The organism is Clostridium punense (assembly GCF_017874425.1).
Taxonomy (GTDB): domain Bacteria; phylum Bacillota; class Clostridia; order Clostridiales; family Clostridiaceae; genus Clostridium_J; species Clostridium_J punense.
In genome coordinates this window covers 29,092-50,906 of the sequence record NZ_JAGGLL010000028.1, presented here as the reverse complement: position 1 = coordinate 50,906, position 21,815 = coordinate 29,092, and the positions used below count along the sequence as shown (strand labels likewise).

The window sequence follows — 21,815 nt, the reverse complement described above, 5'->3', positions numbered from 1 at the left end:
ACTATCGCCTCCCTATATAACAGCTTAATTCTTTACGTAGCGTCAATGTCAAGGATTTTTTTGCTTTCAATAATAAATGCTGAAGCTGATTCATTAACGACATCCAGAAACTTACTTATATTTTGAGATAAAAGAAGTTTGAAGATAACAAAAACCATGCAGTATCACCCACATGGTTTCACATTTTAATTCACTACTTCTTTCGCTAATTCTTTAACTCTTTCTAGGCTTAATTCTGTTGTTTCTGCCACGATCTCAATATTAAAACCTTTACGAAGTAAATTTCTAGCTATATTTTCTTTTTCTTTCTGAGCTCCCATTTTTTCAACCTCTGGGTCATAAAAACTTTTAAACATAGTTTCAACCTCCTTACTTAATCCTTTATAGTAATTATAGTTATCTATAAAATAATCATTTAAATTCTGTACTATTGCTAGCATTTCATTATAATCTTCTAATGTAATTTTATCATATTTATAGGCTTCACTGATAGCTTGAAGAGTATTTTTTATTGTTATTAATATGTGTTCATTAATTTTATCTACCTTAAGCTTCTTCTAGTGTTCTGGTTGTTTACTATCCATTAGTCTTTCCATAAATCTTCTATAATTGAAAAGCTCAACAGCTGGAACATCTGCCTAAGCCCAGCTTGAAGACTTTTACTATTCTCACTTACTTGTTTGCGTATTTCATCCCTAAGAATATCGCAAGCTTTTTTCATTTTATTCCACTGTATAAGTACTTCATAATTATGGTATAATTGTAAAGTACAATTCAATAGTTAATCGTGGGCTACTGGTATCACTTGCCTCTTTTTGAAGGGAGGTGATACTTATGAGTAATGATGTTTTAACGTTACTATTTACTGGTGGATTATTTTTATTGGCGCTATTAACATTTATAGTGTTACTTATGGATAAAATATCAAAAAAATAGTAGCCCCGACTCGCAATTGGAAGCTACTATTTTTATAAACTAAAAATTTAGTGATACCAGTTGCCTAAGCAACTAGAATTGTATATTAGTAGAGTGTTGACGCACTCTACTTTTTTTATTATTTGTATTTCTTACTTATATTATATCAAATTTTAATAAAAAATAAACCTATATAATTTTAATATTTATTATGTCCGCTACAACAAGATAAATGAACCCTAAGTATAACATAAAAAACCTCCATTATTTCTTTCTCCAACGTTTTAAATTTGGCATATAGCTCATCATGTTAATTCTTGCAGTTTCTGCATCTGGACAATCTTCACTTATTCTAAAAGGGATACAGCTTTCAATCATTTCTTCTAAAGTTTCATCTTTTATAAAGTTGCCATTAGAAAAACAATAACAGCAATAGTCTGCACTTCTTGATCCATCTGAATTTTTTCCTAGGTCTTTCTCATCCTCTAAAGGCATACCACAGCTTTGACATATTTTTTGTTCCATAATCTATCTCTCCTTACTATAAATTACTACTTCTGCTTTATCTTACCATTCTAAAGTTGACACCAGTCTGTCAACTTTAAAGATAATTTTCATAAGCTTCTTTAAATTTATTAGCAATTTCAACTTTTAAGGATTCAGGAGAAATAACTTTAGCATGATTTCCAAAGGACATAATCATTCCATAAAGCCACTGATCTTTGGGGTAATTTAATGATACAGTGAAACTTCCATCATCATTACATGTAATTTCATGTTCTTCAAAAGAATCAAATACTTGATATGCCCTACACTTATCTATTTTCATAGAAAATGAAATTTTATTTTCTGGATCATCTGTATATTTATCAAGGTCTTCTTTATCTGCCATTTTAAACTCTTTCTTTTCAAAAGACTCATCCAGGCATTGAACTCTTTTCATTCTTGTCAATTTAAATACCCTAATTCCTTGTTTTTCTTCACAGTACCCTCTTAAATACCATGCATATCCTTTAAACCAAAGCTGTATTGGCTCTACTCTACGAGTTGAAAACTCCCCATGTCTACCATAGTAATCAAATTTTAATACACGGTTTTTTACAGTTGCAAATTTAATTGTTTGAAATAACTCTTGACGCTGATTACTCCAATCAGAAAAATCTATTGAAACCCAATTTGGATTTTTTATTTGGAATTGCCCCGATAATTTAACTAACAAATCATTAATTTCGCTTTTCTCTACCTCTTGTACACTTTGAAGGGCTGTTAAAATCTCAAGTTGTTCCTCTTTAGATACAATACTTTTTTCAAAGACAAACTTATCAAGAATTGCAATTCCTCCATACTTTCCTTTTTTAGCATATATAGGAATTCCCGTCATACTTAACATTTCCACATCACGATAAATAGTTCGTACAGATACTTCAAAGTGTTCTGCTAGCTCACTAGCTTTTATACATCTTTTTTCCGATAGTAAATACACTATTTCAAATAATCGCTTCAATAAATCTCCCCCAAAACAGTAATTTTTTTTAAAATCTCCCTCATTAATAGCCCTCATATTTAGGTTCCATTTTTCACATTATGATTCATATTATAACATTTTAAAAACGCAAGCTTTATTTAACAATAAAGTTTTAAGTGAAAAGTTTTAATAAGATTCTGTAAGATTTAAGTCTGCCATCTTTTTTAAGTGACAGTTACTTAGCATAGGTAAGTTGCTTTAGTGTAACAAACGTACTCTATTCATAAAGCTACCTTTGCTTTACCAAATCGGATTTGTTTAGTTCAAGTCTGCTTTCAAAGTTTCTAAGTAAAATTAACTTTTTCATTATTTAAAGCTGACAAAAACCATGTGGCATTTGCCCACATGGCTTCATATTTAAATTTATTAATTCTTTAACTCTTTCTAGACTTTATAGTACTCTTTTGATACTTTAGTTGTCGCCCCGTTAATAATGAGAGAATCATTATACTATATCCTAATTATTTAATTAGAAATACTGATGTCTCCAGAACTTGTATTGGCAGTAATTTTCTTATAAGGACCATTCCCAATCTTGGCAGCTGCTTCATGATGATTTTTATCCTTGTAATTCAAATCCAGGTTAGAATTTATATCACCAGAACTACATTTTCCTTTAAATTCTAAGCTCATGCCCTTTTGTATTGTAAGCTTAACGTCTCCAGAAGTAGCAGTTACTTCTGAATACTCTTCAATGTCCTTGTATTGTAGTTTTATATCCCCTGAAGATGTGTCTACCTTACCTGATCCAGTTAGTGAGTTAATCTTAATATCTCCAGAAGTAGCTTTTATTTTGTAATCAGAAGTTGTTAAAGTTTCTATATTAATGTCTCCAGAGCTAGTTACCATATTAATACCTTTAGCATCTAAATTATACTTTGTTGCAATATCTCCAGAGCTAGCAGAAACATTTGCATTGCTTAATATCATATCAGAATCAAGTTTAATATCTCCTGAAGATGTTTCAATATCTAAATCTGAATTATAATTTTTAGGAAGGTATATTTCAATTACCTCTTTAAAGTATCCAAAGCTCCAAGTATTAGATAAGTTTCCAAACTTTCTTTTTTCTATTGTAATTTGGTTATTCCCTTGTATTACTTGGAATTTTTCATCATCTTTTAAAGTCTTAGTTGATTTTTGAATTATTCTCATATTCTCTTCATCTGTAGCCTTAACTACTATATCACTACTTGAGAAATTGATGACTATTTTATTTACGCCCTTTATCTGTAAACTTTCCTCTTTTTGAACTGCAATATTAGAGTCTATTATACGATTAGTGAAGTGGAAACCCCCACTGATTCCATTTGAATTAGTAATACCAAGGATTAAAATTGCTGTTAATCCCAGTGCAACAAGGCTCCACATTGCGATTCTTATAATTTTTAAATTTCTATTCATTCTTTTTGCTTCCTTAATTGAAAAACTAATGTAATAACCCTCTCAATTGCAGCACCAATTATAAATAAAATCCAAGAAAATGACCATATGCGCAATGTAAAGCTTAAAAGGAAATATAGAGTTATTATAACTAGCCACATTATTGATTTTATTGAATTTACTACTTCTTTTTCTGTATTATTAGCGGACTTCCATTCCTTAAATTCCTCAACAATTGTATCATCAGCTTTAATATATTTAGGACGAGAAACTGCATTATATATTATTAGACAAGTTGCCAAAGCATCTATTGTTAACATTATGCATATTGCTATGTCACCACTTACTCTAAATACGCTAGTAAGCAATATTAAAATAACAACACTCATAATATACATGCCTATAGAAATCGATAATATAAATGCTCTTTTTTCACGATCTTGTCTCATCTGCTCTGGGTTAAATTCATAACTATCCTTTAGACTTATTATTAATTCATCGATATCCCCTATACCTGCTAAGGCAATATTAAAAGCCTCTTCTTCACTTTTCCCACTAGCTACCAAGTCATTATATCTATCCATAAGATTTGCTAGTAGCTCTTCTTTAAGCTCCCTTGCCCTACTTGTTTGTGGTGCATTTTCAAATAATTCGTTCAACTTAACACGAAACTTTTCAATCATTTTTATTACCCCCATAAATTAATGTATCAATTAATTTTTTTGCATCTTCCCAATCTGTTTTATATTGCTCCAATGCAGCTCTTCCAAGTGACGTTATTGCATAATATCGTCTTCTCGCTCCTGTGGTTTGATCTCCCCAATATGAATTAATTAAAGTAGCTTCCTCTAGTCTCCTAAAGGCTGAATAAAGAGTTGCTTCTTTAAGCTCGTATTTATTGTCTGTCTTTTGTTGAATTGATTTATTTATCTCATACCCATAACTATCCTTTTCTGCCAAGTAGGATAAAATAATGGTTTCTGTATGTCCTCTTATGATATCTGAGGTTATTGACATACTGTTCCCCCTCTCTGCCGTGTTATTTTCCATTTTTTACTTATACATATATTATATTCTTACATACCTCGCCTGTCAATGTATGTTTTATTTTTATGTATATATTTTATAAAAAATCCCTATAGCTTTACTATAAAATAATAGCTAACCTTTATATTAATAATGAAGGTTAATTATTAGTAAAAATAAAAAGCCAAATCTTATTTTTAAGATTTAGCTTTTTAAAAAATCCCCCATTCATTTTCTTTTCAAAGAATCCATTTCTTGCACTCACCATGCGAAAACTACTAAGTATTTGTTTATACAAAACTAAGTAATTGATAATTGTCTTTACAAAATCATAATTCAAGTTTATAAAAGACTTCATCCTCTGCTTCAAAACCAGTAATAACTTGCTTAAAACCAAAATGTGAATATAAGTTTAGATTTGTCTTACTCTCAGGATGGAAACTAATCCATATATCTTTATGCTGTCCCTGATTTTTAATTATTTTTATTAATTCACTTAAAGCTAATTTCCCATACCCATTCCCCTGATATCTTTCATCAATCATCAGACGCATAATCCACATAGTTCCATCATATGTGGGATCATCATCATGTAATGTACCATACATAGAAAACCCTATCATATTATCGCCTATATAAATCCCTAAGGCAGTCCAATGGGGATTAAACTTCCACTCTGCAATTGATTTAAGATTTGAGTGTGGGAGATATTTTTCTTGTTCCCTAGAAACTTTCAATTCAATGCACTCTTCCCAATTTTCTATAGTAATTTCTTTAAAATATATCCTCATTAATAGCCCCCTTAGTTAAGTTCCACTTTTTACATTATAATTCATATTATAACATTAATAATATAAAAGCTTTATTGGACAATGTAGTTTTAATCGAAAAGTTTTAAAAGATGACAAAAGGCATATAGTATTGCCCCCATGAGTTAATAATTTCAATTCATCTATCTTTTCATAGAGATAAGGATATTTGCTTTGTGTTAAGAACTCTACAGAAATGTTTTTTAACTACCCCACCTAGTCTGTTTAAGCTATAATAGAATATAAATTGGGGAATTTAGCATTTTATTTTGTAGTTACTGCAATTAATAAATATGCTATGGATTTATAGGGGGAATTTTTATGATAACTTCAAGGAATTATGAGCAGGGAGATTATGAAAAGATAATCCACTTTTTAAGGGATTTGTACAAACTAAATAATAATAGATATTGGATAATGCCGCAGTTTTGGGATGACAATGAGAATTATGATCCTAAAGAAACTGAGATATGGCATAACAGAATTAAAATTTGGGAGGATTCTGGTAAAATAGTTGCTGTAGGTAGTACAGCTTATGATTTTGGCGAGTACTTAGATGTTCATCCCGATTACTATGAGCTAACAAATGAAATGATAGACTGGTCAGAATCACTGGACTGGGGAGAAAATGAGTTAGTAACTGGCCCTAATGGAGAAAATATGGTGTATATTTGGTCAACAGAGGCTAATAAATATAGAAATGAAGTTTTAGAAGCAAGAGGCTATAAGAAGCCACCAGTGCCTATTTTTGTTAATGAGCAATCTTTAGAGGGTGAAATTGAAAAACCTGAAGTGCCAGAGGATTATACTGTTCATTCTATGAGTGAGGATATTGAATTAATAAAACGCTATGAATTAGGCTATAAAATATTCAATTCTGTTGAAAGCTATGAGCCAAATATTCCAGAGTATTTTTATGCACGACTAAATGCACCTATGTATAGAAAGGATTTGGATATTGTTACAAAGTATAAGGATGGTACTTTAGCCTCCTGCTGTATTCTATGGTTCGATGAAGAGACTCTGACAGGGGTACTTGAACCTGTGGGCACACATCCTGACCATAGAAAAAAAGGCCTTGGAAAGGTTGTAATCCTTGAGGCTTTGAATAGACTTAAGGCTCTTGGTGGAAAAGCTGCCTATGTAATATGTCATGGTGAAGATCGAATGGCTTTCTACAGTTCTACTGGCTTTAAGTGTTATGATAAAGGCGGTTTTTGGAGGAGAGCTCTTTAATTTCACTAGATAGCTTAAGGTCTTTCAGATTATTTTTACTTAAATAAAAACTAAGCCTCTATTTATAGGGAACCAGAGTTAAAACTTAACTTATACATGAGTCCTATACTGGTTCCCTTAAGGGTTTATCATAATGAATAAGTTAAAACTCCATCAAGGAACCCTATAGTTGTAAGTTATACTAAACTAAATAGAGGCTTCTTTAAATTTCTTATAATTATTTTTCTAAAAGATCTGCATGTGGCCATGCTTTTTGTCCTTTTTCAAGAATGAATAATCTATCTTCTTTTATTCCTTTTGTTTTTAAATAATCATAAGTTCTTTCAGCTCCACCTGCTCCACCTGGACAAACTATAACTATAGGTGCAGTTCCTTCAAGTTTTGGAAGTGCAGCATCAAGCTTTTTCTTCTCATCATCAGTCTTCACTGGATAAGCATAAGTTGGAATAACACCTTTTATGTGATGCTCCTTATACTCATTTTCTACTTGAATATCTAAAAGAATCATATCCTTTTTCTTTTCAATGCTTTCCTTCACTTGATCAGCTGTATAGTATTTAAATTTAGCTTCAGTTGTTTGAGTTTGTTGAGCTGTGGAAGCCTGTTGAGTTCCTGCTGCTTGTGTTGCTCCTGTATCCTTTTTTGCTGAGCAGCCTACAGCTAAACCTGCTACTAGAACCGCTGTCATTACTAAGCTTACTATTTTTTTCATACTTATTTCCTCCTATTTTGGATATATAAACCAAATATCAAATGCCATAATTATATTAACATAGCTTGGCTATAATTCCTTATGGAAGTTTCCAATAAACACGTTTATATCCATTACATTTATCAATAGTTAAAATTTCTTACACATATAAAGTTAAACTATAATAATTAAGGCTTTAATGATGGAAATTGGTTTTATTCATTATTAATAACCTTAAGAGAAAATTCTTTAAAGAGATTTTCAAATAAGCCTTTTATTTGTGAATCTACTTGAAATTCTCTGCAAAACCTATGAAATATTAATTTTATATCCCCCTCAAAGTTATTACTATAACTTAAATTCGTAATACCTAATGAATTAAGCCCTTCTTTAATTTCATCTAAAAGCCCATATGCACTGTGAGTTTTATTTGATAGGTATTTTATAGTTCCTCGATGAAGTAATCTTAATACCTTATACCATTCTGGTCTATTCGGCATATAGTTAGATTCTACCTGTTTTCTTATTACATTTTTATTATCTATAATAAAGTTTTCATCATATCTTAAAAGAACTATACTATTTTCTAAATCTTGTTGTGAAATTGTTTCTCTTATCTCAAGATCTACTGAAGTGCTATCCTCATAAGCTAAGATTAATATACCTTTAGGATTTTCAGTAAAGTTTGTCATTACAGGATTACCATAAAGTGAAATAATCTCATCAACTTTAGAACCATCAAGGTTACCTAAAATTATTAAGTCAATATCAGAAAATTTTGTTGCTGTACCTTTTGCTAATGACCCTTTCAAAATCATAGAGAATTTATTACTTTTACAAAATTCATAAACACATTCAATATAATTTTTATAGTTTACTGATGGATAATCTATTTCAAAATTAAACATAATACTCTCCTTTATAATTTATAAACTTCTTTTAAAGAATACACACTTGAGCTTGGCTTGTTATGAGATTATCTGTTTTTACCTCTTAAATGGTTTTTTTATTTCCTCATTTAGTAATTCAAAGTAAGCATTCACTTTACGGAAGGCAGTCCCCATGATTTCACTTTTTCTATAATCTCTTAGTTTTTCCTAATCATATCCTCTATGAATATATTTACTGTGTCCCATCATCTGTAGCTTCAAATGGTGTTTTATATTATATTACTCTCAATGCGCTTCATAACTCCATTTTCCATAAGGTCATACATTAATGAAACTAAATCTTCTGCAGGTAATATTTTATCTTCCCTGAACCAATAGCTCATTATGCCTATCATGGCTGAAAGAACAAACTCTAGGATAAAATCAAATTCTATAGGGTCTATGTTGTATTTTCCAAGGAAGGCTTCTTTAATCACAGGCTTTGTTGAGTTTTTCAATTTGCTTGCAAATGCTGGGTCTCCATTATCCCCAAGGAGGATGGAATAGTACTTACTGTTTTCCTCGTAGAGAGCCATAAACATATCAAGAGGCATTCCCGCCTTTTCATTTGCAATAGAAATTGGAGGCAGTTCGTCAATTGCTGGTATAAGAGCTTCTTCAAGCTTCTCCAATACATCATAAACATCTGTAAAATATTCGTAGAAAGTTCCCCTGTTATAGCCTGCCTTTTGTGTTACTTCCTTTACAGTTATTTTCTCAATTCTTTTTTCGCAGTATAAGGCCCAAAATGCATCAACTAAGTTCTGCCTGGTCTGTGCAGTTACCTCTGGTTGTTTTCTCATTTTTACACTCCTGTTCTATATTCTTCACCTATAATAAAATCCGACATTAGGCATAGGATTGTTGGTTGATAGGTTGGTAAAACCAAATTATACTTTAAACATACAACAAGTTGTCGGATAATACAAGGAGGATTAATATATGATTACAATACTATGTTCAGGTTCAAGAGGAGATTTTCAGCCCTACATTGCTCTTGCTCAAGAGCTAAAGAAATTAGGAAAAGCTGTGCGAATCACTGGCATGAGGGAATTTGAAACCTTTGTTAAAAGTTACGGTATAGATTTTTACCCGATACAAGTAGATTTTAAATCCCTTAATGTGGATGAAAACATGCTTAAGGAAGCCCAGTCCGCTGATAATCCATTAAAGATGCTTTTAACTTTCAACAAAATGAAAAAATATGGATTAAGTATAGCCAATGAATTCTATGCTGCTTGTGAAGGAAGCGAATTAGTTATTTATCATCCTGGCTGTACCATTGGTTATTTTGCTGCTGAAAGACTTGGTATACCAGCTATTTTAGCTTCTCCTTTTCCAATGCACAAAACTAAGGAACAGACCTCTGTAATTCAGTATGGAAGAGTAAAATCCACCCCATTAAGAAATATAATCAGCTATGAAATGCTTCAAGGCATGTTGTGGCTAGCATCAAATAATTCAGTAAAGTACCTTTGGAAGAAAGAGTTCGGTGGACTTCCAAAAAACTTTGGTAAACCTTATGAGCGTCACAAAGATAAAAAACATCCTGCGGTAATATCCTGCAGTAACTTTGTTTTCAAAAGACCAAAGGATTGGAATGAGAATATACACCAATATGGATACTGGTTTGTAAAGGAGCCAACTGTATATGTCCCTTCAAAGGAACTATGTGACTTTTTAAACTCTGGTGAGAAGCCTGTTTATATTGGGTTTGGAAGCGTATTTCATAAAGATCAGAAGGAAACCTTATCTAAGCTGATTATTGATGCTCTTGCAAAAGCTAATAAACGTGGAATAATCTGTGGAATGGGTAAACTTGATAATCTACCAAGTAATATAATAGCTATTGATAGCATACCTCATAGCTGGCTTTTTAATAGAGTAGCTGCAGTATGCCATCATGGTGGAGCAGGTACTACTTCAGCTGGATTTGCAGCTGGTGTTCCAAGTGTTATTATACCTTTTGCCAATGACCAACATGCTTGGGCTCATAGAGCTTATGACCTTAAAGTTGGCTCAAAGCCAATTACTATAAAGAAACTAACATCAGATAACCTTGCAGAAGCAATTGAATATGCACTTCAGGATAAAATTATTGAAAATGCAAAGAAGCTAGCAGCAGACATAGCTACTGAAAATGGAGCTAGAGATTGTGCAAAGGTTATTGTAGAGAGTCTAAGGAGGTAATTCTATGAAAGAACTTCATAAATGGCAAAAACCCTTCTTTACAATGTATATAGGTCAAGGATTTTCTCTACTAACCTCCAGTGCCGTTCAGTTTTCAATAATCTGGTGGATTACTGTTCAAACAGGTTCTGCCATGGCTCTTACAGTTGCAAGTATAGTTGGACTCTTGCCTCAAGCAGTAATTGGTCCCTTTGCTGGAGTTTTCATAGATAGATATAACCGTAAAACTATATTGATAATTGCCGATAGTGCCGTTGCAGTATCCAGCATAGTATTAGGTCTATCCTTCTTTTTTACTACCCCTTCCTTGACCTTTATTTACTTTATTTTATTTGTTAGAGCCTTAGGGGAAACCTTCCACAAGCCAGCAATGCAAGCGGCTATTCCTCAAATTGTTCCTGCAAATCAGCTTACTAAAGTTGGAGGTGTTGGGCAAATGATTCAGTCTGCCTGCTCTATGGTTGGTCCTATGTTAGGCGCCTTTTTAATGAGCATAACCTCTCTTCAGTATGCAATGTTTGTAGATGTACTTGGAGCTGCATTGGCTGTACTCACACTTTCTTCAGTTAAAATTGTTAAGCATAATGTAATTTCATCCAAATTAACTATTATGGCTGATATGAAGGAAGGTTTAAGCTCTATAAAATCAAATAAAGCCCTCGTGAAGGTATCCATTCCAATCCTTCTATCAACTATTGTCTTTGTACCTATGGGTACACTGTTACCCTTAATGGTAAAGGAATATTTTCATGGCACAGCTTGGCACAACGGAGTTGTTCAAACCCTTTTTTCTAGTGGAATGCTTATAGCTGCTATGCTAATAAGTATCACTGGAGGGATGAAAAAGCAGTTTCTCATGATTTCGGTGGGTATATTTACCTTAGGAGTTTGTGCCTTAGTTGGAGGGATTCTTCCTTCTAGTGCCTTCTTTATGTTCTGTATAGTTGTTTTCATAATGGGCACAACTGGAATGCTGTCTAATATTCCTTTCACTGCTTTTATACAAAAGACAATCCCTGAGAAAAACTTAGGCAAAGTTATTTCCCTTGTAACCAGTGTAATGAGCTTTGCAGCTCCTGTGGGAATGCTTATAGCTGGACCATTATCTAGTCTGATAGGTATCAGCAATTGGATGAAATCAGCGGGGGTGTTGATGCTTGTAGTTGGAGGACTTTGTTATATTCTTACAAGAAAGTATGATGAAATAACTTACGAAGAGGTGATTTTAAGTGAATAAAATCTTTAAAGGACTTTTGCTTATGTTAATGCTCCTACTATCCCCTTTGGCAGCTTTAGCTGTGTTAGGTGTAGCTTATATTACAGTTAGAATGACTAGCGGTTTAGAATTTCTAGCAGCTGTGAGCTCCTTCAAAGCAATAATTTATACTCTTAAGCCTTACTTTGCGTACTTAACCATAATTCCAGCAGCCTTATTTACAATTGTCCAACTTAAGAAAAAAACTAAATTCCATACTTTGAAAAAATAAAATAAGCTTATACTTTGCTTATATAAGATTTCTATGGAGCTTGCAATTTCATGTTTCTATAGTATTGTTTTTGTTAAAATAAAAAACCACTTAATATTTGGACTTTTAATTCCAGGAAGTGATTTCATTTAATAAGATAGACAAGCTCAATTTTCATAAGCATATGTTATAAGTTGTTCAAAACATCAACAAGCTTTTACGTTTAAGGATATATGGAATACTTAGGTTGTTTATCTATATAGCTAGTGAAACTTAATACAGTTTTACTAGCTACTTTCCAAGTGCTTTGTTTATCTAGTTAGGCATGATTTTATCTACTTAAGCCCTAGTTCCATTCCAGCTAAAATTAATAAATCCACCACATCTCTGCAGCAGATTTTTTAAAAATAGCTTCAACTATTTAAATTTAATTTTAAATTTATTACTTTATAAATTCAGACTTTAGAATTGCATACTGATACGTATCTTTCCATATAGGATTACCTTCTTCATCCTTAAAGAAATAAACATTTTCAAGCTGCATTGCCTCTCTTCTCATGCCTAATCTTTCAAGTAACTTCCATGAATTAGGGTTCTTAGGATCACAATGTGCAACTATTCTTCTTACTCCAAGGGTAGTAAATGCATATTTCATTAGCTCAAGGGCACTTTCTGTGGCATAGCCTTTTCCCCAGTATTTATCATTAAAAACATAGCCAATTTCCCAAGTTCCAAAATCCCCTTCTGAAAAGTATAGATTTCCTATAAGTTTTCCATCTTTTAAGCATACTGCAAAAAACCTCTCGTCACTTTCTCGTATTTTAGCTTCTTCATAAGCTTCGTCTTTCGTAAGCGGTTTATATGGCTCAAATTCCAGCACTTTTGGATTTGAAAAGTACTCATATAAATCTTCCCCATCATTTTCAGAAAATCTGCGTATTATTAAACGGTCTGTGTATAATTCTTTCATAATTAAAATCTCCCCCATAAATAATTCCCTATGCTATTCTTAAAATATAAATACAAATGTAAATAAATTGATTATATATAATATAACACTTTTGTTAAATACTGTATACAATGATTCTATTCTCTTATCACTTATGATTTGGTATTTTCACTTATAAAAATGCTCTAACCATAGACTTCCTATATACAATAGAAGTAAGCTATTCTTAAATTTATGTTTCCTTTATATTTTTGTAAAATATAGCTAGTAAAACTTAATGCAATTTTACTAGCCACTTTTGTATTATATTATTTGCCTAATTAGGCATCTTTTTAACTATCTAAGAATCAATCCTTCCCTTCTACTCCAAGTTAACTTCTTAAAAAATTACTAATAAGTTCATTAACCATCTCTGGATTATCTTGATTTGAGTTATGACCTGCATTACTAATAAAATGGAGAGTGCAGTTGCTATCGCTTTTTTCCCAAGGCTCAGCCACCTTTTTTATATTACCTGTTTTTTCATCTACCCCACAGAGCAACAATACAGGTTTTTTGAACTTATATTGTGGGTCATAATGAAGACAAGTTGTTGCTTCCATTATAACATCAATGAAGGTTTTTTTATCCATTCTATTAAAGCATTGCTTAACATATTCCCTTACCTCCTCTTTGTTAGCACAAGCATTAGCACTTTGCTTTATTAGGACCTTCCAAGGGTAACAGTTAAATAAAAGCCTACTGCTTTTCAATAAACACTTTTCCATAAATGTTAGTTTTCCAGTATTTTTTGTACAATCAATTAATATTAATTTCTCCACTCGTTCAGGATAAATATAATCTATCTCTTGGGCTAAATTTCCTCCAATAGATTGTCCAATAAGAATTGCTTTATTTATGCTATAAATTTCATATATTTTTTTACAGTCGCTAATCATATCTTTAAAGGAAAACTTTGCTTCTGGATCTAATTTAGACAAGCCATGTCCACGATTGTCCCATGCAATTATATTATAGGTGTCATCAAAAATCTTATATTGCTCTTCAAACATTTCATGGTCAACACCAGCTCCATGAAAAAATATAACCCATTTATCTTCTGTTCCTTTTCTATACCAATAATGAATTTCACAATTCAAATTATGAAATGTTAAATGTTCCATTCTCTTGTCCATTTTATTATCTCCTTTCCAATAAATTTAAAAAGCATTCTTTATAATAATGCTTTTTCAAGGATTCCATCATAACTTCAAACTCTCTAACCCCCTGAAGAATCTTTTCAGTATTTAAATCTTCTCTTCCTCTCATGACACCTTCAGCCATAGAAAGTACTAACTTAAGCAAAATTGCTACATCACCAGGATTTTTAAATTTATTATAATCAACAACCTTCAAGAATTCCTCTTCTCCTATACTCATTATCATTCTTTTCTTGTGATCTAATTTACTTTTGATTCCTTCATTAGTTTCATAGTAGGCTCTCGTGATAAATTTATATAAATATGGATACTCAGCTATGACTTTCATTCTTCCTTGGATTCTCATATTAATTAAGTCAAAAAAGTCATATACTTTTTTCCCATTTAGTTGTACCTTATATCCGTTTAAAAATTCTATAGAAGTGTCAAATAAGAATAAATAATATTCCTCCTTATTTCTAAAGTAATAAAACAGCAAGGATTTAGATATTCCAGCTTCGTTAGAAATCGCAAGCATAGACGCTTTATTATAGGGGGATACTGCAAATACTTTGTATCCAGCATTAATTAAATTCTTTTGTTTTTCTAATGGCAACTGAAAATAAGATTGATTCATTATATTCTCCTTTATTGACCAAAACAGTCAGTAGATTATATTTTTATTATAAATCCACTGACCGTTTTTTAGAAGATACTTACAGCTCCTCATCTATGAACTCTAAATAAATCATTATTATATTTAAAGCTTTTCAAATACTTCTCCAAATTACTTCCTTTTAAACAAGAATTTCTCTATATCTCGATTTATTTTTTGCAGTAATACTTATAATAAACTATAATATCCTTAAGCTTATAGATTTTTACAAAGGAAGTGAATCTATGTCAAAGATAATTATTATAGAAGATACTGAAACCATAAGGGAAGAACTAAAAGTCTTTTTAACAAGATGCGGCTATGAGGTTCTTGCTCCCTCAAGCTTTGAAAACATTGTTGATTACATACTAAAAGAAGCACCAGATTTATTACTTTTAGATATAAACCTTCCTATTTTTGATGGTTATCACATATGCAGAGAAGTAAGAAAAACTTCAGATATGCCTATTATTGTGGTAACAAGCAGAGACAGTGAGATGGATGAACTTATGAGTATGAATTTAGGTGCTGATGATTTTATTACAAAACCATATAATACTCAAATTCTTTTAGCAAGGATTGCTTCTATTTTGAGAAGAGCTCAAGGCTCTGCTCCTCAAGACACCATGTATTATTATGATTTAAAACTTAATTTATCAAATAGTTCAATTACTTACAAGGATAGTACTGTGGAACTAACAAAAAATGAGCTTAAAATACTTTCTTGTTTGATTAAAAATAAAGGTAAAATAGTGTCTAGAGATGATCTAATGGATTTTATGTGGAACTCGGATATTTTTGTAGATGATAATAATTTATCTGTTAATGTTACAAGATTAAGAAAGAAACTAGAGGAAGTTGGAATGAAGGAAACCGTAGAAACCAGACGTGGACTTGGGTATATCCTGCCATGAGTTTAAAAGATTATTTAAAAGACAGATTTTTATTTCTGTTAATCAACTTTATATTATTCATTATCATAAGTGCCATAATGGTTCTTATTAACATTGGAGCCAATATGATTGTCCTAGTTTTCTCTATATGGTTTTTCCCCCTTTTTTCTTTTATTATTGTAGAATATGTTAAGTCGAAAAGATTCTATAATGAGATAACTAGTGTTATGGATAATCTAGACAAAAAATATCTTCTTTCTGAAATTATTGAGGAACCAGATTTTATTGAAGGCAAGGCTGTGTATGATGTATTAAAGGAAGCTAACAAAAGTATGCATGAACATGTAAAGAAATATAGGGATATGCAAAATGAATATAGAGAGTATATTGAAACCTGGGTTCATGAGATAAAGACACCAATTTCCTCCACAAGACTAATCATAGAAAATAATGAGGATACGGTTACTAAGAGTATTGATTATGAGATTAGGAAAATTGAAGATTATATTGAACAAGTGCTGTATTACTCAAGAAGTAACAATGTAAGCAAAGATTATATTATAAGAGAGCTATCCTTAACTACTGTTGTAAGAAATACTATCAAGAAGAATTCTAGAGATTTTATAAACAAAAGAATTTCAGTGGACATTGAAGCCGTGGAAGGCACTGTATTCAGTGATGGAAAATGGCTTGAGTTCATCTTAAATCAAATCATAGGAAATTCTATTAAATATAGTAGGGAAAAAGAAGGCATGGTCCGTGTTTATGCAACTAAAAATGAAAACAATATAGTCCTTACTATAGAAGACAATGGTATAGGTATAGTAAATAAGGATGTTAATAGAGTTTTTGAAAAGGGCTTTACTGGAGATAATGGAAGAAAGCTTGGTAAGTCTACTGGCATAGGGCTTTACCTATGCAAAAAGCTTTGTGATCAACTTGGTCTTGGTCTTAGCTTAACATCAAAGATTGATGAAGGTACAAAGGTTAGTATTATCTTCCCCCTAGGTAAGGTTAATTTAATGAGTTAATTGTGTGTTAATAATGGATTCATAGCTATTGTGAATTGTGGTAGCTGAGAATCCATTATTTTATTTTCCCATATTTAATATACAAACAAACCTGATGAAAAGCTGAGACATTTTATCTCTAAACCATTAATAATACTTAATTTCATTTTATACTTTGGTTTGCTATATGAATAAAAACTAAAGTTAAGACTTAACTTATTTGTAAATCTACCTTGGTTTACTTAAGACTTTTGTAACCAAGTGATTTAAAATTTTACTAATGGAGCCCCCTTTCTTTCAAATCTTTCAAAAATGTAACCTTAATGAAATATAAACTAATATGTATCCAGGTGAAGTCCTAGTAAAATAATAACCGTAGAGAAAATAAAAATTAAAGTTTGGAGGAAATTTTCATGAAAAAATTGTTAATACCTGTGTTAATTATAGTTTTAATAATAGGTGGAGGGGGCGCTGCTTACAAGTATTTCAATGGCCCTAAGATTGTAGAAATTGCAATGACAAAAAGTGTAGATGACAAAGGAAAGCCTACTGCACCCACTAGTACTTTCACCTCTAAGGATACAGTTTATCTTTCTGCAAAGGGTAAAAAGCTGGCTATTAAAAAGGCAACAGTGGTATGGTACAAAGGTGAAGTATTAACACAGAATAGATTTAAAACAGAAGAAAATATAGAAATAAGTAAAGCTGGATATTTTAATGCTAAACTATCAGTTCCAGAAGGTCTTGAAGAAGGTGAATATGGAGTTACTATATATAACGGTAGTAATGATATCATCGAAAAAATGGTGAAATTTCAGGTGAAAAATTAAATAACGAACAAAGTCATTTTGTGAAGCTGCAATGGAGTCAAATTTACACTAAACAAAATCCCTTCGTTAAAACAAAGATATCTTTCACCAAAGGGATTTTCTTATGCAAAGCAACTGCAAGGCTGGTCAACAGTCCCTTGTAGTATATGGAAGACTTAAAACTTCCAATATATTATTGAAATATCAGTAAGTTACTCAGATGAATAACCCCCTTTTAGGGAGAAGAATTATGGAGGAAAAGCAATGGAGAATATATTAAGGGTTGAAAAAATCGAAAAATACTATGGTAATAAAGCTAACATAACAAAAGCTATAGATAATATAAGCTTTAATGTGGATAAGGGAGAATTTGTGGGAATAATGGGACCTTCGGGTAGCGGTAAAACCACTCTATTAAATTGTATTTCAACTATAGATACTGTTACTACTGGTAACATCATCATAAATAATAAGGATATTACTACACTTAAATCTAAAGCTTTAGAAGAGTTTCGACGTGATGAGTTAGGATTTATCTTTCAGGATTTTAATCTTTTAGATACTCTTACTGCCTATGAAAATATAGCTTTAGCCCTCACAATACAAAAGAGAACAGCTAGTGAAATAGATGAACTTATTAAGAAAGTGGCAGAAAAGCTAGAGATTTTAGATGTGCTAACTAAATACCCTTTTCAAATGTCTGGAGGTCAAAAACAAAGAGTGGCTTCTGCTAGAGCCTTAGTTACTGAGCCTTCACTGATACTGGCTGATGAGCCTACTGGAGCCTTGGACTCTAAGTCCTCAAGACTTCTTTTGGACTCCTTTGAAAAGTTAAACAAGGATTTTCAAGCTACCATACTAATGGTTACCCACGACGCTTTTACAGCAAGCTATGCTCATAGAATTTTATTTATTAAGGATGGTAAGATTTTTAATGAACTAGTTCGTGGAAAGGATACAAGAAAAGAGTTCTTTAACAAAATAATTGAAGTTGTAACTTTACTTGGAGGAGATGCTAGCGATGTTTTCTAAAATAGCAATGAACAATGTAAAAAGAAGCTTCAAGGATTATTCTATATATTTTCTTACTCTAACCTTTGCAGTATGTATATTTTATAGCTTTAATTCCATTGAAGCACAAAAATCTCTACTGGATATAAGTAAGAGCACTGCAGATTATATGATAACAATAAACAAACTTATGGCTGGAGCCTCTGTATTTGTATCCTTTATTCTAGGTGGACTTATAGTTTACGCCAACAATTTTCTTATAAAAAAACGCAAAAAAGAATTAGGTATCTATATGACTTTAGGTATGTCAAAGGGTAAAATTTCTAGAATCTTAATTTTTGAAACTTTTCTTATTGGCTTATTATCTCTAGTTGCTGGAATTCTTCTTGGCATTATTGTATCCCAAGGTTTATCTGTTGTCACAGCTAAGCTTTTAGCCGTAAAAATGACTAGTTATAAGTTTATTATATCAATTAGTGCAATAGTTAAATCAGCACTATACTTTGGAATAATATTTATTCTAGTAATGATATTTAATCAAGTTATTATTTCTAAATATAAGCTTATAGACATGCTAAACGCAGCAAAGAAAAATGAAGTAATAAAGGTTACTAACCCTGTTATTTCAATAGTTATATTTCTTTTCTCCCTGGCATCCCTTATAACTGCTTACACTTTTGTAATAAAGGTTGGCTTAGAGCCTGAGGATCCTCTTTTTATTATTTCAATCCTTTTAGGGGTTTTGGGAACTCTATTATGCTTTTTTAGTCTCTCTAACTTTTTAATCCAAGTTATACAAAAGAATAAAAAACTATATCTTAAAAATTTAAATATCTTTGTGCTAAGACAAATTAATAATAAAATAACTACTAACTTTTTATCCATGACCACCATATGTCTTATGCTGTTTTTAACTATCACCCTTTTATTTACTATGTTTGGCTATAAGGGCATCTTTGACAAATCATTAAAGGGAAATACTTCTTTCCACGCCTCTGGAGCTCTTTATCCTAGTAAAGATGAAGAAAAAACAAAGGATGTTAAAAAGGCTCTTGGTGAAATAAATTTTCAGCTTGATGCTACTGAAAAGTATTCCTTTTTTACTGAATATAAACTTCCTATTTATTTAAGTGAATTGCTAAGTAAGTATTTAAATGAAAAGGAACTTAAGGAACTAAAGGATTCTTACTCAGACCACCCTATATCAGCAATAAAACTCTCAGAATATAACTCAATAACACAGCTTTTAGGCAAGTCTCCTGTGGATTTAAAAGATAATGAGATTTTAGTTGTATCCAACTATGAAGATACCAATAAAATATTTAGTAAGTTTATAAAAAATGAAAAGTCTGTAGTGTTAGAGAATAAAACTTACACTATAAAAAATAGCACTCCAATAAAAGAGAATATAGTTAGCACAAGAACTAATTTACAATTCCTTTATTTTATAATCCCAGATAACTTTCAGGGAGATTTGAAGGCAGAAGCCTCTAGATTTAATGTAATGTTTGATAACAGTAACTATGCAAAATCAGAAGAAAAGTTTTCGAATCTATTCACAACTGTTTTAGATACTGGAAACTATAATGGGCAGCCTATACTGTTATTCGGAAATACACTTGAACTGCTACATTCCATGGTGTATGGCTCCTCAGCAATGGTTGTATTTCTAGGTATATATTTAGGAATAGTATTTTTGATATCCAGTGCTGCTGTGTTGGCATTACAGCAATTATCTGAGGCAAGTGACAGCTTGGATAGATATAATTCCCTTAGAAAAATAGGTGTTACTGAAAAAATGATAAATAAATCAATACTAGTACAGAACTTAATTTATTTTATGGTACCTTTAACTTTAGCCATGATACATTCAATAGTTGGCATAAGTGTAACTAACAAACTGTTTGGAGCCTACAACAAAAGCTTGATAGGAAGTTCTTCTCTTATGATAGGTTTAGGTCTTATTGTAATATATGGCGGGTACTTTTATGCAACTTATGTTGGCTTTAAAAATACAGTTAAGAACAAAAATTAATGTATTATAGAGAACCCAAGTTAACATTTAATTTACACATAAATCCTCCCCGATTTAATTAAGAATTTATTGAGGCTGTGGCGCTAAAAAATTAGTGCCACAGCCTTTTTTTCCTAATACTGAACAAATTAGAATTTCATTATGGAATCCTATAGCTTGCTTAAATCTATACAATTCTAAAAAGCCCTAACCAAGATATATTCATGGTTAGGGCTAAACTATTAAATGAACTACCTAGATGTGCAGCTACTTTATATAGTATATTGATATTTTTTTAAATATTCCTCAACGAAAGTTTTATTCTTATGCCACCAATGCATTTCATAGGTTTCTACACTTTTAAAACCTAGTTTCTTTGCTAAATTTTTAGAGTTTTCATTTCCATTGTCACAATCCCATACTGGCTCAATATTGTTGCTTACACAGTATTTTATAAACTCTTCGCAGGTAGCTAGTGCAAAACCTTGTTGTCTATATTCACTCTTTGTTACTATATCAATTTCTGCATAGCCTTGTCTTACATAATATGTGTTACATACGCTAACAAAGTCACCATCTTTTAATATACAAAAGCCAAATCCATTGGAGAGGAAATTATCCTCAGTTTCCCATAAGTCAATGTATGATGAATCCATTTCCTTTGCATACTTTTGGAACAAAACACCATCCATTTTTCTTAGTTCAAAGCCTTCTGGTAATCTTTCACTCCATTTGGAAATTGTAGATAAATTCTCATAATCCCAGCTAAATACTTGTCTACTCAACTTAGCTGCATTATCCCCAAGGATATCATCTAATTTAACAACCCATTCCTTTGAGGAACTGTAGATGTCAAAATAATTACCATGGTTTTCTTTATGGAGTAAAAAAACCTTCAAAAATTCATTGAACCCAATATTGCTTGTACATCCTGCAACTAAATATTTTCCGCTTTTACAAGTTAATAAACAACACTTTGGCTCCAATGGATTATCTACAAAAATTCTTCCTGATTGCTTTCCTTCAGCCACTGCATATGCAAATGTATAGTGTACTTTTTCTTCATTCAATAACTGCACAATGTTATTAAATTCACCTTTTTTCAATTCTCTCATAAGATCTATCC

Annotated in this window: 25 protein-coding genes; 10 read left to right on the top strand and 15 right to left on the bottom strand. The window is 31.5% G+C overall.

Annotated features, from left to right (window positions below):
* Nucleotides 1-185 precede the first annotated feature (185 nt).
* Entirely contained in the window at nt 186-356 is a 171-nt protein-coding gene (locus tag J2Z44_RS16005) for a hypothetical protein (RefSeq protein WP_162830934.1), read from the bottom strand.
* A gap of 227 nt (nt 357-583) precedes the next feature.
* Complete coding sequence (locus tag J2Z44_RS16000; protein ID WP_161624438.1) at nt 584-721, bottom strand: hypothetical protein; 138 nt, start codon at nt 719-721, stop codon at nt 584-586.
* 113 nt (nt 722-834) lie between these two features.
* On the opposite strand from J2Z44_RS16000, the gene J2Z44_RS15995 reads away from it, so the two are divergent.
* Entirely contained in the window at nt 835-936 is a 102-nt protein-coding gene (locus J2Z44_RS15995; protein WP_017416661.1) for a putative holin-like toxin, read from the top strand.
* Nucleotides 937-1,179: 243 nt separating this feature from the next.
* Here the strand turns inward: J2Z44_RS15995 and J2Z44_RS15990 are convergent, their stop codons facing one another.
* From J2Z44_RS15990 to J2Z44_RS15965, 6 genes are all read right to left on the bottom strand, one after another.
* A complete protein-coding gene (locus tag J2Z44_RS15990; RefSeq protein WP_021281687.1) occupies nt 1,180-1,440 on the bottom strand; it encodes a zinc ribbon domain-containing protein in 261 nt (86 codons plus the stop codon).
* A 76-nt stretch (nt 1,441-1,516) separates the two neighbouring features.
* Nucleotides 1,517-2,419, bottom strand: coding sequence for a helix-turn-helix transcriptional regulator (locus tag J2Z44_RS15985; protein ID WP_031270935.1), 903 nt, complete (start codon nt 2,417-2,419; stop codon nt 1,517-1,519).
* 486 nt (nt 2,420-2,905) lie between these two features.
* Nucleotides 2,906-3,844, bottom strand: coding sequence for a DUF4097 family beta strand repeat-containing protein (locus J2Z44_RS15980; RefSeq protein WP_021281685.1), 939 nt, complete (start codon nt 3,842-3,844; stop codon nt 2,906-2,908).
* Nucleotides 3,841-4,506, bottom strand: a complete 666-nt coding sequence (locus J2Z44_RS15975; protein ID WP_021281684.1) for a permease prefix domain 1-containing protein — start codon at nt 4,504-4,506, stop codon at nt 3,841-3,843. Before J2Z44_RS15975 ends, J2Z44_RS15980 begins: the two co-directional genes overlap by 4 nt.
* Entirely contained in the window at nt 4,499-4,840 is a 342-nt protein-coding gene (locus J2Z44_RS15970) for a PadR family transcriptional regulator (RefSeq protein WP_021281683.1), read from the bottom strand. The genes J2Z44_RS15975 and J2Z44_RS15970 overlap by 8 nt, the downstream gene beginning before the upstream one ends.
* A 338-nt stretch (nt 4,841-5,178) precedes the next feature.
* Nucleotides 5,179-5,640: a GNAT family N-acetyltransferase gene (locus J2Z44_RS15965; protein ID WP_021281682.1), complete on the bottom strand. Its 462-nt coding sequence runs from the start codon at nt 5,638-5,640 to the stop codon at nt 5,179-5,181.
* A 339-nt stretch (nt 5,641-5,979) separates the two neighbouring features.
* Between J2Z44_RS15965 and J2Z44_RS15960 the strand changes: the two genes are divergently transcribed.
* On the top strand, nt 5,980-6,894 hold the full coding sequence (locus tag J2Z44_RS15960; RefSeq protein ID WP_021281681.1) for a GNAT family N-acetyltransferase: 915 nt from the start codon (nt 5,980-5,982) through the stop codon (nt 6,892-6,894).
* A 217-nt stretch (nt 6,895-7,111) separates the two neighbouring features.
* Here J2Z44_RS15960 and J2Z44_RS15955 read toward each other — a convergent pair whose 3' ends face one another.
* From J2Z44_RS15955 to J2Z44_RS15945, 3 genes are all read right to left on the bottom strand, one after another.
* Nucleotides 7,112-7,606, bottom strand: a complete 495-nt coding sequence (locus J2Z44_RS15955) for a rhodanese-like domain-containing protein (protein ID WP_021281680.1) — start codon at nt 7,604-7,606, stop codon at nt 7,112-7,114.
* 194 nt (nt 7,607-7,800) lie between these two features.
* The gene (locus tag J2Z44_RS15950; RefSeq protein WP_021281679.1) at nt 7,801-8,493 is read right to left on the bottom strand and encodes a nucleotidyltransferase domain-containing protein; all 693 of its coding nucleotides are present in this window, start codon (nt 8,491-8,493) and stop codon (nt 7,801-7,803) included.
* A gap of 251 nt (nt 8,494-8,744) precedes the next feature.
* Nucleotides 8,745-9,317 carry a TetR/AcrR family transcriptional regulator gene (locus tag J2Z44_RS15945; protein WP_021281678.1) on the bottom strand — a complete coding sequence of 191 codons (573 nt, stop codon included), beginning with the start codon at nt 9,315-9,317 and terminating at the stop codon, nt 8,745-8,747.
* 139 nt (nt 9,318-9,456) lie between these two features.
* Between J2Z44_RS15945 and J2Z44_RS15940 the strand changes: the two genes are divergently transcribed.
* From J2Z44_RS15940 to J2Z44_RS15930, 3 genes are read left to right on the top strand one after another with little or no spacing between them, the layout of a single operon-like run.
* Nucleotides 9,457-10,704: a glycosyltransferase gene (locus J2Z44_RS15940; RefSeq protein WP_021281677.1), complete on the top strand. Its 1,248-nt coding sequence runs from the start codon at nt 9,457-9,459 to the stop codon at nt 10,702-10,704.
* A 4-nt stretch (nt 10,705-10,708) separates the two neighbouring features.
* Nucleotides 10,709-11,941 carry an MFS transporter gene (locus tag J2Z44_RS15935; RefSeq protein ID WP_021281676.1) on the top strand — a complete coding sequence of 411 codons (1,233 nt, stop codon included), beginning with the start codon at nt 10,709-10,711 and terminating at the stop codon, nt 11,939-11,941.
* Nucleotides 11,934-12,191 (top strand): hypothetical protein, encoded by a 258-nt coding sequence (locus tag J2Z44_RS15930; RefSeq protein ID WP_021281675.1) that lies wholly within the window; start codon nt 11,934-11,936, stop codon nt 12,189-12,191. Before J2Z44_RS15935 ends, J2Z44_RS15930 begins: the two co-directional genes overlap by 8 nt.
* Nucleotides 12,192-12,612: 421 nt before the next feature.
* Here the strand turns inward: J2Z44_RS15930 and J2Z44_RS15925 are convergent, their stop codons facing one another.
* From J2Z44_RS15925 to J2Z44_RS15915, 3 genes are all read right to left on the bottom strand, one after another.
* Nucleotides 12,613-13,140 carry a GNAT family N-acetyltransferase gene (locus J2Z44_RS15925; protein ID WP_021281674.1) on the bottom strand — a complete coding sequence of 176 codons (528 nt, stop codon included), beginning with the start codon at nt 13,138-13,140 and terminating at the stop codon, nt 12,613-12,615.
* A 350-nt stretch (nt 13,141-13,490) separates the two neighbouring features.
* Nucleotides 13,491-14,294: an alpha/beta fold hydrolase gene (locus J2Z44_RS15920; RefSeq protein WP_021281673.1), complete on the bottom strand. Its 804-nt coding sequence runs from the start codon at nt 14,292-14,294 to the stop codon at nt 13,491-13,493.
* 4 nt (nt 14,295-14,298) lie between these two features.
* Nucleotides 14,299-14,934 carry a TetR/AcrR family transcriptional regulator gene (locus J2Z44_RS15915; RefSeq protein ID WP_021281672.1) on the bottom strand — a complete coding sequence of 212 codons (636 nt, stop codon included), beginning with the start codon at nt 14,932-14,934 and terminating at the stop codon, nt 14,299-14,301.
* Nucleotides 14,935-15,197: 263 nt separating this feature from the next.
* Between J2Z44_RS15915 and J2Z44_RS15910 the strand changes: the two genes are divergently transcribed.
* From J2Z44_RS15910 to J2Z44_RS15890, 5 genes are all read left to right on the top strand, one after another.
* Nucleotides 15,198-15,866 (top strand): response regulator transcription factor, encoded by a 669-nt coding sequence (locus tag J2Z44_RS15910; protein WP_021281671.1) that lies wholly within the window; start codon nt 15,198-15,200, stop codon nt 15,864-15,866.
* On the top strand, nt 15,863-16,876 hold the full coding sequence (locus J2Z44_RS15905; RefSeq protein ID WP_021281670.1) for a sensor histidine kinase: 1,014 nt from the start codon (nt 15,863-15,865) through the stop codon (nt 16,874-16,876). Before J2Z44_RS15910 ends, J2Z44_RS15905 begins: the two co-directional genes overlap by 4 nt.
* Before the next feature lie 392 nt (nt 16,877-17,268).
* Nucleotides 17,269-17,685: a hypothetical protein gene (locus J2Z44_RS15900; protein WP_021281669.1), complete on the top strand. Its 417-nt coding sequence runs from the start codon at nt 17,269-17,271 to the stop codon at nt 17,683-17,685.
* A 243-nt stretch (nt 17,686-17,928) separates the two neighbouring features.
* Nucleotides 17,929-18,696: an ABC transporter ATP-binding protein gene (locus tag J2Z44_RS15895; RefSeq protein ID WP_209649803.1), complete on the top strand. Its 768-nt coding sequence runs from the start codon at nt 17,929-17,931 to the stop codon at nt 18,694-18,696.
* Nucleotides 18,686-20,710 (top strand): ABC transporter permease, encoded by a 2,025-nt coding sequence (locus tag J2Z44_RS15890; RefSeq protein ID WP_209649802.1) that lies wholly within the window; start codon nt 18,686-18,688, stop codon nt 20,708-20,710. Before J2Z44_RS15895 ends, J2Z44_RS15890 begins: the two co-directional genes overlap by 11 nt.
* A 251-nt stretch (nt 20,711-20,961) precedes the next feature.
* On the opposite strand, the gene J2Z44_RS15885 is transcribed toward J2Z44_RS15890, so the two are convergent.
* Complete coding sequence (locus tag J2Z44_RS15885) at nt 20,962-21,804, bottom strand: GNAT family N-acetyltransferase (protein ID WP_209649800.1); 843 nt, start codon at nt 21,802-21,804, stop codon at nt 20,962-20,964.
* Nucleotides 21,805-21,815 lie beyond the last annotated feature (11 nt).

What these genes read in the sequence shown, in the direction of transcription:
- J2Z44_RS16005 (WP_162830934.1), bottom strand. Translation starts at nt 356, where the DNA reads ATGTTTAAAAGTTTTTATGACCCAGAGGTTGAAAAAATGGGAGCTCAG.
- J2Z44_RS16000 (WP_161624438.1), bottom strand. Translation starts at nt 721, where the DNA reads ATGAAAAAAGCTTGCGATATTCTTAGGGATGAAATACGCAAACAAGTA.
- J2Z44_RS15995 (WP_017416661.1), top strand. Translation starts at nt 835, where the DNA reads ATGAGTAATGATGTTTTAACGTTACTATTTACTGGTGGATTATTTTTA.
- J2Z44_RS15990 (WP_021281687.1), bottom strand. Translation starts at nt 1,440, where the DNA reads ATGGAACAAAAAATATGTCAAAGCTGTGGTATGCCTTTAGAGGATGAG.
- J2Z44_RS15980 (WP_021281685.1), bottom strand. Translation starts at nt 3,844, where the DNA reads ATGAATAGAAATTTAAAAATTATAAGAATCGCAATGTGGAGCCTTGTT.
- J2Z44_RS15975 (WP_021281684.1), bottom strand. Translation starts at nt 4,506, where the DNA reads ATGATTGAAAAGTTTCGTGTTAAGTTGAACGAATTATTTGAAAATGCA.
- J2Z44_RS15970 (WP_021281683.1), bottom strand. Translation starts at nt 4,840, where the DNA reads ATGTCAATAACCTCAGATATCATAAGAGGACATACAGAAACCATTATT.
- J2Z44_RS15965 (WP_021281682.1), bottom strand. Translation starts at nt 5,640, where the DNA reads ATGAGGATATATTTTAAAGAAATTACTATAGAAAATTGGGAAGAGTGC.
- J2Z44_RS15960 (WP_021281681.1), top strand. Translation starts at nt 5,980, where the DNA reads ATGATAACTTCAAGGAATTATGAGCAGGGAGATTATGAAAAGATAATC.
- J2Z44_RS15955 (WP_021281680.1), bottom strand. Translation starts at nt 7,606, where the DNA reads ATGAAAAAAATAGTAAGCTTAGTAATGACAGCGGTTCTAGTAGCAGGT.
- J2Z44_RS15950 (WP_021281679.1), bottom strand. Translation starts at nt 8,493, where the DNA reads ATGTTTAATTTTGAAATAGATTATCCATCAGTAAACTATAAAAATTAT.
- J2Z44_RS15945 (WP_021281678.1), bottom strand. Translation starts at nt 9,317, where the DNA reads ATGAGAAAACAACCAGAGGTAACTGCACAGACCAGGCAGAACTTAGTT.
- J2Z44_RS15940 (WP_021281677.1), top strand. Translation starts at nt 9,457, where the DNA reads ATGATTACAATACTATGTTCAGGTTCAAGAGGAGATTTTCAGCCCTAC.
- J2Z44_RS15935 (WP_021281676.1), top strand. Translation starts at nt 10,709, where the DNA reads ATGAAAGAACTTCATAAATGGCAAAAACCCTTCTTTACAATGTATATA.
- J2Z44_RS15925 (WP_021281674.1), bottom strand. Translation starts at nt 13,140, where the DNA reads ATGAAAGAATTATACACAGACCGTTTAATAATACGCAGATTTTCTGAA.
- J2Z44_RS15920 (WP_021281673.1), bottom strand. Translation starts at nt 14,294, where the DNA reads ATGGACAAGAGAATGGAACATTTAACATTTCATAATTTGAATTGTGAA.
- J2Z44_RS15915 (WP_021281672.1), bottom strand. Translation starts at nt 14,934, where the DNA reads ATGAATCAATCTTATTTTCAGTTGCCATTAGAAAAACAAAAGAATTTA.
- J2Z44_RS15910 (WP_021281671.1), top strand. Translation starts at nt 15,198, where the DNA reads ATGTCAAAGATAATTATTATAGAAGATACTGAAACCATAAGGGAAGAA.
- J2Z44_RS15905 (WP_021281670.1), top strand. Translation starts at nt 15,863, where the DNA reads ATGAGTTTAAAAGATTATTTAAAAGACAGATTTTTATTTCTGTTAATC.
- J2Z44_RS15900 (WP_021281669.1), top strand. Translation starts at nt 17,269, where the DNA reads ATGAAAAAATTGTTAATACCTGTGTTAATTATAGTTTTAATAATAGGT.
- J2Z44_RS15895 (WP_209649803.1), top strand. Translation starts at nt 17,929, where the DNA reads ATGGAGAATATATTAAGGGTTGAAAAAATCGAAAAATACTATGGTAAT.
- J2Z44_RS15890 (WP_209649802.1), top strand. Translation starts at nt 18,686, where the DNA reads ATGTTTTCTAAAATAGCAATGAACAATGTAAAAAGAAGCTTCAAGGAT.
- J2Z44_RS15885 (WP_209649800.1), bottom strand. Translation starts at nt 21,804, where the DNA reads ATGAGAGAATTGAAAAAAGGTGAATTTAATAACATTGTGCAGTTATTG.